Source organism: Rhizobium sp. 62_C5_N11_2 (genome assembly GCF_051811185.1).
GTDB classification, from domain to species: Bacteria; Pseudomonadota; Alphaproteobacteria; order Rhizobiales; family Rhizobiaceae; genus Rhizobium; species Rhizobium leguminosarum.
Genome location: NZ_JBPWPW010000001.1, coordinates 410,003 through 424,191, shown reverse-complemented (window position 1 = coordinate 424,191; position 14,189 = coordinate 410,003). Strand labels below are relative to the sequence as shown.

The following is a 14,189-nucleotide window of genomic DNA, read 5'->3' as shown; positions in this document are numbered from 1 at the left end:
AAAAAGTCTTGAATCGGTATTTCCGATTTCCAAGGCATGTTGCCCAAAAGTGAGCAGCGGTTCTGGGACCACGACATGCATCAAAACAAAGAGCTTTAGACGCATTCGCCCGCGGCAAATCCGGAAGCCCAGGCCCACTGGAAATTATAGCCGCCAAGCCAGCCGGTGACGTCGACGCATTCACCGATGAAATAAAGGCCGGGCACGGCTTTTGCTTCCATGCTGCGGGAATCGAGCGCTGCCGTGTCGATGCCGCCGAGCGTGACTTCGGCGGTGCGATAACCTTCCGAGCCGGACGGTTTGACCGCCCAATTCTGGGCGCCAGCGGCAAGACGCAGCAGCGCCTTGTCAGGCAGGTCGGCCATGTTGCCGGAGATTTTCTCGCGCTCCACGAGAAACTGTGCCAGCCGCTTCGGCAGGATGTCGCCAAGGGCTGTCTGCGGCGACTGGCGGCCATTGAGCTGCTTTGCCGTCTTCAAATGCGCCGCAATATCGATATCCGGTTCGATGGCGACCACGATCTCGTCGCCCTCGCGCCAATAGGAAGAAATCTGCAGGATGGCCGGGCCGCTCAGCCCGCGATGGGTGAACAGCAGCGCTTCACGGAAGGCGGTCCTGCCATAGCGAATTTCGGCCGGGGCGGCGATGCCGGCGAGCGGGGCGATGCTCTCGAGCAGGCCGGGATCGAGCGTCAGCGGCACGAGGCCGGGTCGGGTTTCGAGCACGGGCAAGCCGAACTGCTCGGCGAGGCGATAGGCAAAGCCGGTGGCACCCATCTTCGGGATCGACTTGCCGCCGGCGGCGACGATCAGCGATGATGCTTCATAATGGCCTTCGCTCGTCGATACCCGGAAGCCGACTTCGGTCTTTTCGACACCTGATATCTCGGTGCCGAGATCTAGCACCGCACCGGCCATGCGCATCTCGGCCAGCAGCATGCGGATGATGTCTTTGGCGCTATCGTCGCAGAAAAGCTGGCCGAGCGTCTTTTCGTGCCAGGCAATGCCATGGCGGTCGACCATGGCGATGAAGTCGGCAGGTGTGAAACGGGCGAGCGCCGATTTGCAGAAATGCGGGTTGGCGGAGAGGAAATTCTTCGGTCCGGCATGGATATTGGTGAAATTGCAGCGGCCGCCGCCCGATATGCGGATCTTCTCGCCAGGCGCCCTGGCATGGTCGAGGACCACGACCGAGCGACCGCGTTTTCCCGCGCCAATGGCCGCCATCATGCCCGCCGCCCCGGCGCCGATGACGATGACGTCGCTTTTGCGCTGCAAATCCGTTTCCCCGATCAAAATCACGTCTTCTTTTTCCATCAAAGGGCGAAAGTCAACGTTTGCCACCCCTCGCCAATTGGCAAAGTCTGGTTATGATGGTGCCACGATCAACACAAACCGGTGTGTCATGTCCCCAAAAAAGACGACGCTGAAACCTGCCAGAAACGTACCCGCCTCGAAGAAAGCTCCCCCGGAACCCGGATCCCTGCGTGGCGTTGCGAACTGGAAGGAAGCAGCGCGGTGGCTGAGGGACAGGGGCATCGAAGACATCGAATGCATCACGCCGGACCTTGCCGGCGTTGCGCGCGGCAAGATGATGCCGAGCTCGAAATTCACCTCGAACACGTCGCTGGCACTGCCTTCGGCGATCTACCGGCATACGATATCGGGCGAATATCCCGACGAGACGGAGAGCTTCCGCTACGAGCCGCGCGACAGCGACTTGAAGCTGATGCCCGACCTTTCGACGCTTTCGGTCGTGCCCTGGGAGACCGACCCGACGGCGCAGGTGATCTGCGACATCGTCGATTCGGACGGCGGCGAAGTGCCCTATACGCCGCGCAACGTGTTGAAGCGCATCATGAGCCTCTATCACGAGCGCGGCTGGAAACCGATCGTGGCGCCCGAGATCGAATTCTATCTCGTCGCCAAGAACGACGATCCCGACTATCCGCTGCACCCGCCCAAAGGCCGGTCCGGCCGCTCGATCCTCGGCGGTCAGGGCTATTCGATCGCCGGCATCAATGAGTTCGACGAGCTGATCGACGACGTCTATCATTTCTCGGAGAAGCAGGGGCTGGAGATCGATACGCTGATCCACGAAGAGGGACCGGCGCAGCTCGAGATCAACCTGCGCCACGGCAATCCGATCGAACTTGCCGACCAGGTGTTCCTGTTCAAGCGGACGATCCGCGAGGCGGCGCTGAAGCACGACATTTACGCGACTTTCATGGCCAAGCCGATGCAGGGTCAGCCGGGTTCGGCGATGCATATCCATCAGTCGGTGGTCAATATCGAAACGGGCAAGAACATCTTCTCCAATCCCGACGGATCGGCTTCGAAGGAATTCTTCCATTTCATCGGCGGCATGCAGAAATTCGTGCCAAGCGCGATGGCGATGCTTGCGCCCTATGTGAATTCCTACCGGCGCCTGCAGCCCGATATGTCCTGCCCCGTCAACAATGCCTGGGGCTACGACAACCGAACGACGGCCTTCCGCGTGCCGGTTTCCGATCCACAGGCGCGGCGCGTGGAAAACCGACTGCCGAGCTCGGACGCCAACCCCTATCTCGCACTCGCCGCCTCGCTCGCTTCCGGCCTGCTCGGCATCATGAAGGAGATCGAGCCGACGGCGCCGACCGAGGATTCGGCCAACGAGGGCTCGATCGACCTGCCGCGCGGCCTGCTCGAGGCCGTGGCGCTGCTCGAGGACGAACCCGCTTTCGAGGAGATGTTCGGCAAGCAGTTCATCGGCCTTTATGCCGGCGTCAAGCGCGGCGAGTTCGAGACCTTCATGCAGGTGATCAGCCCCTGGGAGCGGGAATTCCTTCTGCTCAACGTGTGAGGGACTATCATGGCATCGCAGGAGACATGGCAGAGCCCGATCGCGCCCGGGCTGTCCTGGTATCAGGCAACAGTCGGGGAGCGTCCGACCTATGCCGCTCTCGACGGCTCGAGAACATGCGACGTCGCCATCGTCGGCGGCGGTTATACCGGCCTGCAGGCCGCCTATAATCTTGCCAAATCAGGCGTTTCGGTGGTGCTGATCGAGGCCTTCCGCTTCGGCGACGGGGCGTCCGGGCGCAATGGCGGCCAACTCGGCACCGGCCAGCGATGGTGGCCGGAAGAACTCGAGGAGAAGATCGGCTACGAACGCTCGAAGGCGCTGTTCGATCTTGCCGAGGCGGCCAAGCGCCATCTCATCGATTTCGCCCGCGAGCATCAGATCGAGATCGACTATGTACCCGGCCAGCTCAACGTCGCACATAAGGCGAGCTACAAACGCGCCTATTACGAAAACGCCGAGATCGCCGCCTTCCGCTACGACTATCCGCATCTGCGCTTCATGGACGAGAAGGAAACGCAGGACAGGCTCGGCTCGAAGCGTTTCCATTGCGGCGTGCGCGATGTCGGCACCGGCCACATCCATCCGCTGAAGCTGCTGGTCGGGCTCGCGCGGGTCGCTGCCAATGCCGGTGCTGAAATCTTCGAGATGACCAAGGCAACGGCGATCCGCCAGGGCGGCGGCAAGGTGACGATCGAAACCGAAAGGGGAACGATCACCACTGAGCGCGCGCTAATCGCCTGCGACGGCTATATCGATGGCCTCGAACCAGTGACGGCAAGCCATGTCATGCCAATCCGCTCCTTCATCGGCGCCACGGCGCCGCTCGACGGGCATCCCGGTGTGCTGCCGGGGGGCGAGGCTGTGGCCGATTCGCGCTTCGTCGTGCGCTACTTCCGCAAATTCGGGGACGGCCGCCTGCTGTTCGGCGGACGCGAGGCCTATACGTCGGACAACCCGCGGGACATTTCTGAGCACATCCGCCGGCAGATCGCCGAGATCTATCCTGACCTGAAGAACATTGACATCACCCATGCCTGGGGCGGCAGCGTCGGCATCACCATGCCGCGTCAGCCCTTCGTGCGCGAGGTCATGCCCGGGGTCATCTCGATCGGCGGTTATTCCGGCCATGGCGTCATGCTGTCAAACTACTGTGGCAAGCTCTATGCGGAAACGGTGCTTGGAAAATCCGGCGATCTCGATCTCTTCACATCGCTCGATATTCCCGCCTTTCCCGGCGGGGCCCGCATGCGCGCACCGTTGCTTTTCCTCGCCTTGTCGTGGTTTGCACTTCGCGACAAGTTTTAGTCCGATTGCGGATTTCCTCTTCCGGAAATTCGCTCTAAAACCGGTTCCTGAGAGATTCATTGCACTGCACACTGGCTTTTTTAAATCGATTAGATTAAAAGGGCCGCCAACCAGCCTTGATTGAGAGACAAGCTCATGAGCAGCCAAATCATTCCCGTTGAGCCCTTTGATTATGTCGTCTTCGGCGGCAGCGGCGACCTTGCAGAACGCAAGCTTCTGCCCGCGCTGTATCATCGCCAGATCGAAGGCCAGTTTTCAGAACCGACCCGCGTAATCGGCGCCTCGCGCAGCCCGTTGACGCACGAGGAATACCGCAAATTCGCCAAGGACGCGCTGAACGAGCACCTGAAGAAGGGTGAATACGACGAGGCGGAGGTGGAGAAATTCTGTGCCCGCCTCTACTACGTCTCGGTCGACGCCCGCACGGATGCCGGCTGGGATCAGCTGAAGAAGCTGCTCGACGAAGGCAAGGATCGCGTGCGCGCCTTCTACCTCGCCGTCGCTCCGGGCATCTTCGGCGATATCTCGCAGAAGATCCATGACCACAAGCTGATCACCAAATCGACCCGCATCGTCGTCGAGAAGCCGATCGGCCGCGACCTCGCCTCGGCGCTGCAGCTCAACGACACGATCGGCCGCGCCTTCAAGGAAGAACAGATCTTCCGCATCGACCATTATCTCGGCAAGGAGACGGTGCAGAACCTGATGGCGCTGCGTTTTGCCAACGCGCTCTATGAGCCGCTGTGGAACGCGAACTACATCGACCACGTGCAGATCACCGTGGCTGAATCGGTCGGCCTCGAAGGCCGCGCCGGCTATTACGATACGGCTGGCGCACTGCGCGACATGGTGCAGAACCACATCCTGCAGTTGCTCTGCCTGACGGCGATGGAAGTACCCTCGTCGATGGATTCGGAAGCCGTTCGCGACGAGAAGCTGAAAGTGCTGCGCGCGCTGAAGCCGCTCAATGCCTCGAACGTCGAGCAGGCGACGGTCCGCGGCCAGTATCGCGCCGGCGCATCGGGCAGCGGCCCGGTCAAGGGCTACCTCGAAGAGCTCGAAGGCGGCGTGTCGAATACCGAGACCTTCGTTGCCATCAAGGCCGAGATCAACAACTGGCGCTGGGCGGGCGTTCCCTTCTACATCCGCACCGGCAAGCGGCTGACCGGGCGCATGTCCGAGATCGTCATCACCTTCAAGCCGATCCCGCACGCAATCTTCGACCAGGCGGCCGGACGCATCAATGCCAACCAGCTGATAATCCGCCTGCAGCCGGATGAGGGCGTCAAGCAGTCGCTGATGATCAAGGATCCGGGTCCGGGCGGCATGCGCCTGCGCAACGTGTCGCTCGACATGAGCTTCGCCCAGGCCTTCAACGTCCGCAATCCCGACGCCTACGAGCGCCTGCTGATGGACGTGATCCGCTCCAACCAGACATTGTTCATGCGCCGCGACGAAGTCGAAGCCGCATGGAGATGGGTCGATCCGATCCTCAAGGGTTGGGAAACGACCGGCCAGCAGGTGCAGGGCTATACGGCCGGCACCTGGGGCCCCAGCCAGGCCATCGCGCTGATCGAGCGCGACGGCCGCACGTGGCATGACGAGATCTAGGACGAAACCGATGGCATCGACCCTGCATTCCTTCGCCAGCGCCGCAGACCTCGCCGGCAGCCTCGCCGACAAGGTCGCGGATACGCTTTCGGCGGCGATCGCCGCCCGTGGAACGGCGTCCATCGCCGTTTCCGGCGGCTCCACGCCGAAGGCCTTCTTCCAGGTGCTTTCGACGCGCGACATCGCCTGGGACAAGGTGACGATCACCCTTGTCGACGAACGCTTCGTGCCGGCCGACAATGCACGCTCGAACCATTTGCTGGTCGACGCCAATCTGCTGCAGAACAAGGCAAAGGCGGCACACTTCCTGCCGCTCTATCAGGATGTGGCTTCGGTGGAGGAGGCAGCCTCGCTCGCGACCGAGAAGACCAAGGCGATCAGCTCCCCCTTCGACACCGTCATCCTCGGCATGGGCGGCGACGGCCACACGGCTTCGTTCTTTCCCGGCGGCAGCAATCTTGCCAAAGCGCTCGATGCATCGACGCCGCGCGGCATCATCACCATGGAAGCGGAAGGAGCCGGCGAGCCGCGCCTGACCTTCACCTTCTCCAGTCTTGAGGATGCCGCACTCCTGGTTCTCCATATTGAGGGCGAAGGCAAAAAAGACGTTCTCGCCAAGGCGGAAGGCAGCGGTGACGAGGCAGAAATGCCGATCCGCGCCGTTCTGCGCCGGGCCACTTCCCCGGTCGAGATCTACTGGGCTCCCTGATCAGCCGTCATCCGGATTGAGATTCAGGCCAGAGCCGCCGAAACAGATAGAGACAACGAACAAGGCAGGGATTTTCCATGTCCGCTCACGCACGCATTTCTGCGATCACCGATCGCATCGTCGAACGCTCGAAGCCAAGCCGCGAACGCTATCTGGAACGCCTGCGCGCCGCCGCTTCCAAGGGTGTCGCGCGCTCGGTGCTCGGTTGCGCCAATCTTGCCCACGGCTTTGCGGTCTGTTCCCCCGCCGACAAGGATGCGCTCGCCGGCGACCGCATCCCCAATCTCGGCATCATCACCGCCTATAACGACATGCTCTCGGCCCACCAGCCGTTCGAGACCTATCCGGCAATCATCCGCGAGGCGGCCGCCCAAGCAGGCGGCGTGGCGCAGGTGGCAGGCGGCGTGCCGGCGATGTGCGACGGCGTCACCCAAGGACAGCCGGGCATGGAGCTCTCGCTCTTCTCGCGCGACCTGATCGCCATGTCGGCGGGCGTCGGCCTGTCGCATAATATGTTCGATGCCGCCCTCTTCCTCGGCGTCTGCGACAAGATCGTGCCCGGCCTCGTGATCGCTGCCCTGTCCTTCGGGCACCTGCCGTCGATCTTCGTCCCGGCCGGTCCGATGACCACAGGCCTGCCGAACGATGAGAAGTCGCGCGTGCGCCAGCTCTTCGCCGAGGGCAAGGTCGGACGCGCCGAACTGCTGGAGGCGGAATCGAAATCCTATCACGGCCCCGGCACCTGCACCTTCTACGGCACCGCCAATTCCAACCAGATGCTGATGGAGATCATGGGCTTCCACATGCCCGGCTCGTCCTTCATCAATCCCGGCACGCCGTTGCGCGAAGCGCTGACACGCGAAGCCGCCAAGCGGGCGCTGGCGATCACCGCACTCGGCAACGAATTCACGCCGGCGGGCGAAATGATCGACGAGCGCTCGGTCGTCAACGGCGTCGTCGGCCTGCATGCGACCGGCGGTTCGACCAATCATACGCTGCACCTCGTCGCCATGGCGCGGGCAGCCGGCATCCAGCTCACCTGGCAGGACATTGCCGAGCTTTCGGAAATCGTCCCGCTGCTTGCCCGCGTCTACCCGAACGGCCTTGCCGATGTGAACCATTTCCAGGCGGCCGGCGGCATGGGTTTCCTCATCAAGGAACTCTTGAAGCACGGACTGGTGCATGACGACGTGCGCACGGTCTTCGGCCAGGGTCTCCAAGCCTATACGGTCGATGCCCGTCTCGGCGAAAATGGTGCCGTCCTGCGCGAGCCGTCGCCTGACAAAAGCGTCGATCCCAAAGTGCTCTCCAGCATCGAAACGCCGTTCCAGGCGAATGGCGGGCTGAAGATGCTGCGCGGCAATCTCGGCAAGGCAGTCATCAAGATATCCGCCGTCAAGCCGGAGCGCCACATCATCGAGGCGCCGGCAATCATCTTCCACAGCCAGCAGGAGCTGCAGGACGCCTTCAAGGAAGGCAAGCTCAACCGCGATTTCATCGCCGTCGTGCGCTTCCAGGGCCCGAAGGCGAACGGCATGCCGGAACTGCACAAGCTGACGCCGCCGCTCGGCGTGCTGCAGGACCGCGGCTTCCGCGTGGCGCTGCTCACCGACGGGCGCATGTCCGGCGCATCCGGCAAGGTGCCGGCGGCGATCCACGTGACGCCGGAAGCGGTCGACGGCGGTCCGATCGCCCGCATCCGCGAAGGCGACATCATTCGGCTGGACGCGATCAAGGGCACGCTCGAGCTGCTCGTCGATGCGGCTGATTTGGCCGAGCGGGAGCCGGTGACCGTCGATCTCTCCGACAATGAATTCGGCATGGGCCGCGAACTCTTCGCGCCGTTCCGCCGCGCCGTCGGACCTTCGGACCAGGGTGCAAGCGTGCTCTTCCACCACTGAGTGGGTGGCTTCTGGCAAACAAAAACCCGCGGGGAGCATGAAGCACCCGCGGGTTTTTGATTTCAATCCGGCTTACTGAAGTAGTGAGCCATTCACACGTCCTGGTGGACGCGCGTCTTTAGGCTCGAATATCGAGAACGTAGTCGCGGTGCGCCGGATGGGTGCTGTAGACGAAGATCTTGTTCAGCTCCTTCTGCGTCAGCAGGCGCAGGAAGCGGACATCGATCGTATTGTTGGCGTTGACCTTCATCAGCAGGCAGCCGACCTTGGTGATGCGAGCATCCGGAATATCCAGATAGAACTGCTTCGGCAGGCTGAACTGGGTCAGGATTGCGAGCGTCGCGCTGCTCATCGAAATCCGGACAATGTCGCAGCGGCGCGAAGCCGCATGCATGACGCCCTTTTCCGTATATTCGATGCGCGCGGCGTTCATGGTGTCCTCCATCTTGAACCGCGCCTCGCGGTCATACATGAAGGATTCTTCCTTGCTCAGGAAATGAGATTTTGGCTGTGACGGATTGGAAGCGGCCACGTGCTTATCCCCCTCATAAATTGACGAGGAAAAGGTAGCAGCCGATCTTTAACAGAAAGTGAGAATTCGGCCCGTCCCGCACAATTCTTGGGGCCATCACCCCAAAAATGGCCGCCTCACTTCCGGTAGGTATGGCCGGTTGCGTCAAAGAGATGCAACTTCTGCCTGTCGGCGGCAAACCGCATCCTCTGTCCCTTCTTCACATCATAGATGCCGGGCAGCTTGACGACGATCGGCTCGCCCGGAACCAGGCCCTCGATATAAAGCAACGTCACTTCGCCGAGCGCTTCGACGATCGACACTTCACCTTCGAAAAGGTAGTCGCCGCCATCGGCAACCCGGAGATCCTCCGGACGAACGCCGAAGCTTGCCTGCTTGCCCATTTCCGACGCGTCGGTTGCCACATCGAGGGTCACCGACATGCCGCCGGTCAGCGTCACCGTCGTCTGGCTTCCGGTTCCGGCGACCGTCGCCGGAATGATGTTCATCGCCGGCGAGCCGATGAATTTCGCGACGAAGAGGTTTGCCGGGCGCTCGTAGAGGTCCAGCGGCGCGCCGACCTGTTCGATATTGCCGGCTGAGAGAACGACAATGCGATCGGCGAGCGTCATCGCCTCGACCTGGTCGTGGGTCACGTAGATCATCGTCGTATCGGCCATCTGTTCGTTCAGACGGGCGATCTCGATGCGGGTCGCGACGCGCAGCGCGGCATCGAGGTTGGAGAGCGGCTCGTCGAAGAGGAAGACCTTCGGATCGCGGCAGATGGCGCGGCCGATCGCCACGCGCTGGCGCTGGCCGCCGGAAAGCGCCTTCGGCAGGCGATCGAGATATTTGGTCAGCTGCAGGCTCTCGGCCGCCGCCCGGACGCGGCGGTCGATTTCCTGCTTGCTTTCGCCGGCGATCTTCATGCCGAAAGCCATGTTGTCGAACACGGTCATATGCGGGTAGAGCGCATAGGACTGGAAGACCATGGCGATGCCGCGCTTGGAGGGCGGCACGTCATTGACGAGATGGCCGTCGATATACATCTCACCGCCGGTGATCGCCTCGAGACCGGCGATCATGCGCAGAAGCGTGGACTTGCCACAGCCGGACGGACCGACGAAGACGATGAATTCGCCCTGCTTGATATCGAGGTCGATACCATGGAGAACGTCCACGGAACCGTAGGATTTGCGGATATCCTTCAGCGTCAGTCCAGTCATTTCTCTCTCCCCTGTGTTCCTTAGGCCTGTGTTCCTAGAGCATGATGCCGAAAAGTGTGCGCCGTTTCCGGCATCATGCTCTATTTCTTTGATTTAGATCAGGATTCAGATTTTAGGCCCATCGGGCCCAAAATCATCCTGATCTAGGCAAGACGGGCGAAATACGCCCCCCAGGCCGGAATATCGATCTTGTCGCCATAGTTGTTGCTGGTAAAGCCATGGCCCGTCAATGCCTGCCATTCTCCAGCAGGCAGAATGACGGCGGCCTCGGTCGGGCTCATGTTGAAGATGCAGAGCAGCTTCTCATTGCCGTATTCACGGGTGAAGACCAGGCTATCGCCCTGTTGTTCCTCGAATTCGATCTCGCCCTTGGCAAAAGCCGGGTGCAGCTTGCGGAAGGCGATGAAGCGGCGATAGTGCTCCAGCACCGAAGTCTCATCGCCCAGCTGGACGCTGACGGCACGCAGGATATGCTCGACCGGCACCGGCAACCAGGGCTTGACCGTCGAGAAGCCGCCCTGGGCGACCTGGCTGTCCCAGACCATTGGCGTGCGGCAACCGTCGCGGCCCTTGAATTCCGGCCAGAACTGGATGCCATAGGGGTCCTGCAGATCCTGATAGGCGAGATCGGCCTCGGTCAGCGCCAGTTCCTCGCCCTGATAGAGGCAGACGGAGCCGCGCATGGTCATCAGCAACGAGGCATAGAGCTTGGCGAAGGCGTCGTGATCGGCGACCAGCCCGCCCCAGCGGCTGACATGGCGCATCACGTCGTGATTGGAGAAGGCCCAGCAGGCCCAGCCATCGGGTGCGGCAGCTTCAAAATCCTGCATCACCTCCTCGACGCGCTCCGGCGTCAGCGGATCGGGCGCCAGGAACTCGAAGGCATAGCACATATGCATCTTGTCGTTGCCGGAGGTGTATTCGCCGACGATTTCAAGGCCGCGCTGGCTGTCGCCGACTTCGCCGACGGCGGCGATTGCCGGGAATTCTTCGAGAACGGCGCGGAAGCGCTTCAGGAAGGCAAGGTTCTCCGGGCGGTTCTTGTCGTAGAGATGCTCCTGAAAATTATAGGGATTAACCGCCGGCGCCGTCGAAGCGTTGCGGCGCTCGGGAGCAAGCGCCGGATTGTCGCGGAGTTGCGTGTCATGGAAATAGAAGTTGATGGTGTCGAGGCGGAAACCATCGACGCCGCGATTGAGCCAGAAGCGCACGACATCCAGCAGACGGTCCTGCACCTCAGGGTTATGCAGGTTCATGTCCGGCTGCGAGGTCAGGAAATTGTGCAGGTAATATTGCATGCGCGTCGGGTCCCACGCCCATGCCGAGCCGCCGAAGATCGACAGCCAGTTGTTCGGCGGCGTGCCATCCGGCTTGGCGTCGGCCCAGACATACCAGTCGGCCTTGGCGTTGCTCTTGCTCGAGCGGCTTTGCACGAACCAGGGATGCTGATCCGAGCTGTGGGAGATGACGAGGTCGATCATCACCCGGATGCCGAGGCGATGAGCCTCTGATATCATCGTGTCGAAATCCACCAACGTGCCGAAGATCGAATCGACATTCTCGTAGTCGGAAACGTCATAACCGAAATCCCGCATCGGCGAGGTGAAGAAGGGCGAGATCCAGATTGCATCGACGCCAAGGCTTGCCACATGCGGCAGGCGGGCGGTGATGCCCTTCAGATCGCCGATGCCGTCGCCGTTCGAATCCTGGTAGGAGCGCGGGTAGATCTGATAGATCACCGCGCCGCGCCACCAGTCCTTGTCGGGGGTCGAGATCGATTGAGAAGCCACGTTCATGGAATATCCTGTTTGAAGTCACGGTCGGGAATGGTCAGCCTCCCTTGACCGAACCCGCCAGCAGACCGCGCACCAGGTAACGCTGCAGCCCGAAGAAGACGAGCAACGGCACGATGATGGTGACGAAGGCCGACGCCGTCAAAATCTCCCAATTGCCGCCGCGAGAGCCGAGCAGCGCGTTCAGGCTGCCGGTCAACACGAGGTGGTCCTTGTCGGTGCCGAGGAAGACCATGGCGACGAGCAGGTCGTTCCACACCCACAGGAACTGGAAGATGGCGAAGGAGGCGAGTGCCGGGAAGGACAGAGGCAAAACGATGCGGACGAAGATCTCGAAATCGCTTGCGCCATCGACGCGGGCCGATTCGATGATCTCCTTCGGCAGGCCGGCAATATAGGCCCGCAAGAGATAGATGGCGAGCGGCATGCCGAAGGCGGTATGGGCCAGCCAGATGCCGGGATAGGTCTTCGACGGCTGGCCGAGCATGTTGCCGATCTCGTTATAGAGACGCAGCAGCGGGATCAGCGACATCTGCAGCGGCACGACGATGAGGCCGACGACCAGCGCAATCAGCAGCCCGCGGCCGGGAAATTCCATCCAGCTCAGGGCATAGGCCGCGAAAGCGGCAATCAGGATCGGGATGATCGTCGCCGGGATCGTCACGGTCAGCGAGTTGATGAAGGACTGGCCGATGCCCTCGCCGGTCAGAACCGTGTTGTAGTTCTGCATTGTGAATTCCGGCGGCGCGGAGACGGACGCATAGATGCGCTTCGGGCGTTCGTCGGGCGAGAAGGCGGCATTCTTCACATAGCGATAACTGCCGTCGCTGTTGATCTGCAGAGTTTCGCCGTCGCCGAGATCGGCGGTCTCGCCGGCCTTGAAGGCGGCCGGCTGCTGTATGCGGTTGCCGAAGGCCTTCACCGCCCGGCCGGTCTGGCCTTCCAACACATTGCCCGAGATGACGTAGGTCGTACCCTCCTGCTTTTGCTGGTCGGGTGTACCGAGGCGGACCGCGGCCGTCTGGGTCGAGCCGACGAAGGCTGTCCACCAGCCGGAGACGACGATCTGGTCCTTGTCGCGCAGCGCGCTGACGAAGATGCCGAGCGTCGGGATCAGCCAGACGATGACGATCAGCAGAACGGCTGCGTGAACGAAGAGGCGGGCGGGGCCGATCTTGAAGTAGCTTCCGATAGCGGTCATCTCAGTGCCCCTTCAGTTCGCGATTGGCGCGGCGCACGTTCCAGACCATGATCGGCGTGACGGCGAGCATGATGATGATGGCGATGACCGCACTTCGCCCGGAATCGCCGCCGCCGCGGAACATCCAGTCGAACATCAGGTTCGCCAGCACCATCGTCTGCCACTGGCCGTTGGTCATGGTCAGCACGATGTCGAAGACCTTGAGGACGAGGATGGTGATCGTCGTCCAGACGACTGCGATGGAACCCCAGACCTGCGGCACCATGATGCGCCAGAAGATCTGCCAGCCATTGGCGCCGTCGATGACGGCGGCTTCGATCGTCTCTTCCGGAATGCCGCGAAGGGCGGCCGACAGGATGACCATGGCGAAACCGGTCTGGATCCAGATCAGGATGACCATCAGGAAGAAGTTGTTCCAGAAGGGAATGGAGATCCACACCTCGGGCGTGCCGCCAAAAGTCTGGACGATGGCGTTCAGCAGGCCGATCTGGACGTCGTTGCCGCCGCGATATTCATAGATGAATTTCCAGATGACCGAGGCGCCGACGAAGGAGATCGCCATCGGCATGAAGACGATGCTCTTGGCGATATTGCCCCACCAGATGCGATCGGTCATCACGGCGATGACGAGGCCGAAGAAGGTGCAGGCGGCCGGCACGACGGCGAGCCAGAGGATGTTGTTGAAGATCGACTGGCGGAATTCGCGGTCGCCGAGCGCCCATTTGTAATTGGCGAGGCCGACGAACTGCAGACCGGCGCGGTCGTAAAAGGAGAGGATGAAGGTCGCAACGACCGGATAAACGAGATAGACGATAAGCAGGAAGAGTGCCGGGCCGATGAACAACCACGGCCGGACGAGCGCACGGCGGTTGAGATTGCGCGATGCGGCGCGGATGTCGCCATCCTTCACCGGCAGAGCGAGATCCAGGATCTTGTTCGAAAAATAGAAATAGGCCGAGCACGCGAAAACGGCGACGACCACGACGCCCAAAGCGGACACTATCTGCGACAGCATTTCGTCCCTCCCCTGCTTCCCCTGATCTTATTCCGACCGGTTGTTATGCTGACGGATCAGCGCCGGTCATCGT

The 14,189-nt window shown here is 61.6% G+C and carries 11 protein-coding genes; 5 read left to right on the top strand and 6 right to left on the bottom strand.

The genetic code is table 11. The features are described 5' to 3' along the window. Positions 1 to 95: 95 nt before the first annotated feature. Entirely contained in the window at positions 96 to 1,316 is a 1,221-nt protein-coding gene (locus AB8B31_RS02140; protein ID WP_130831313.1) for an NAD(P)/FAD-dependent oxidoreductase, read from the bottom strand. Positions 1,317 to 1,404: 88 nt separating this feature from the next. On the opposite strand from AB8B31_RS02140, the gene AB8B31_RS02135 reads away from it, so the two are divergent. The 5 genes from AB8B31_RS02135 (at position 1,405) to edd (ending at position 8,370) form a co-directional block, all read left to right on the top strand. Beyond that, positions 1,405 to 2,841, top strand: a complete 1,437-nt coding sequence (locus AB8B31_RS02135) for a glutamine synthetase family protein (RefSeq protein WP_128405318.1) — start codon at positions 1,405 to 1,407, stop codon at positions 2,839 to 2,841. A 9-nt stretch (positions 2,842 to 2,850) separates the two neighbouring features. Then, positions 2,851 to 4,149 carry an NAD(P)/FAD-dependent oxidoreductase gene (locus tag AB8B31_RS02130; protein WP_131703058.1) on the top strand — a complete coding sequence of 433 codons (1,299 nt, stop codon included), beginning with the start codon at positions 2,851 to 2,853 and terminating at the stop codon, positions 4,147 to 4,149. Between the two features lie 135 nt (positions 4,150 to 4,284). Beyond that, on the top strand, positions 4,285 to 5,760 hold the full coding sequence (gene zwf, locus AB8B31_RS02125) for a glucose-6-phosphate dehydrogenase (protein ID WP_075224326.1): 1,476 nt from the start codon (positions 4,285 to 4,287) through the stop codon (positions 5,758 to 5,760). A gap of 10 nt (positions 5,761 to 5,770) precedes the next feature. Next, positions 5,771 to 6,469 (top strand): 6-phosphogluconolactonase, encoded by a 699-nt coding sequence (pgl, locus tag AB8B31_RS02120; protein WP_018244846.1) that lies wholly within the window; start codon positions 5,771 to 5,773, stop codon positions 6,467 to 6,469. 77 nt (positions 6,470 to 6,546) lie between these two features. After that, on the top strand, positions 6,547 to 8,370 hold the full coding sequence (gene edd / locus AB8B31_RS02115; RefSeq protein ID WP_131703059.1) for a phosphogluconate dehydratase: 1,824 nt from the start codon (positions 6,547 to 6,549) through the stop codon (positions 8,368 to 8,370). A 118-nt stretch (positions 8,371 to 8,488) separates the two neighbouring features. Here the strand turns inward: edd and AB8B31_RS02110 are convergent, their stop codons facing one another. From AB8B31_RS02110 to AB8B31_RS02090, 5 genes are all read right to left on the bottom strand, one after another. Next, complete coding sequence (locus AB8B31_RS02110) at positions 8,489 to 8,842, bottom strand: hypothetical protein (RefSeq protein ID WP_018445791.1); 354 nt, start codon at positions 8,840 to 8,842, stop codon at positions 8,489 to 8,491. 176 nt (positions 8,843 to 9,018) lie between these two features. After that, positions 9,019 to 10,107, bottom strand: a complete 1,089-nt coding sequence (locus AB8B31_RS02105) for an ABC transporter ATP-binding protein (RefSeq protein WP_018244844.1) — start codon at positions 10,105 to 10,107, stop codon at positions 9,019 to 9,021. A gap of 143 nt (positions 10,108 to 10,250) precedes the next feature. Continuing rightward, positions 10,251 to 11,903 (bottom strand): beta-galactosidase BglA, encoded by a 1,653-nt coding sequence (bglA, locus tag AB8B31_RS02100; RefSeq protein WP_131703060.1) that lies wholly within the window; start codon positions 11,901 to 11,903, stop codon positions 10,251 to 10,253. A 34-nt stretch (positions 11,904 to 11,937) separates the two neighbouring features. Beyond that, the gene (locus tag AB8B31_RS02095) at positions 11,938 to 13,101 is read right to left on the bottom strand and encodes a carbohydrate ABC transporter permease (RefSeq protein WP_047622520.1); all 1,164 of its coding nucleotides are present in this window, start codon (positions 13,099 to 13,101) and stop codon (positions 11,938 to 11,940) included. 1 nt (position 13,102) lies between these two features. After that, positions 13,103 to 14,116: a carbohydrate ABC transporter permease gene (locus tag AB8B31_RS02090; RefSeq protein ID WP_018445795.1), complete on the bottom strand. Its 1,014-nt coding sequence runs from the start codon at positions 14,114 to 14,116 to the stop codon at positions 13,103 to 13,105. Between the last annotated feature and the right edge of the window lie 73 nt (positions 14,117 to 14,189).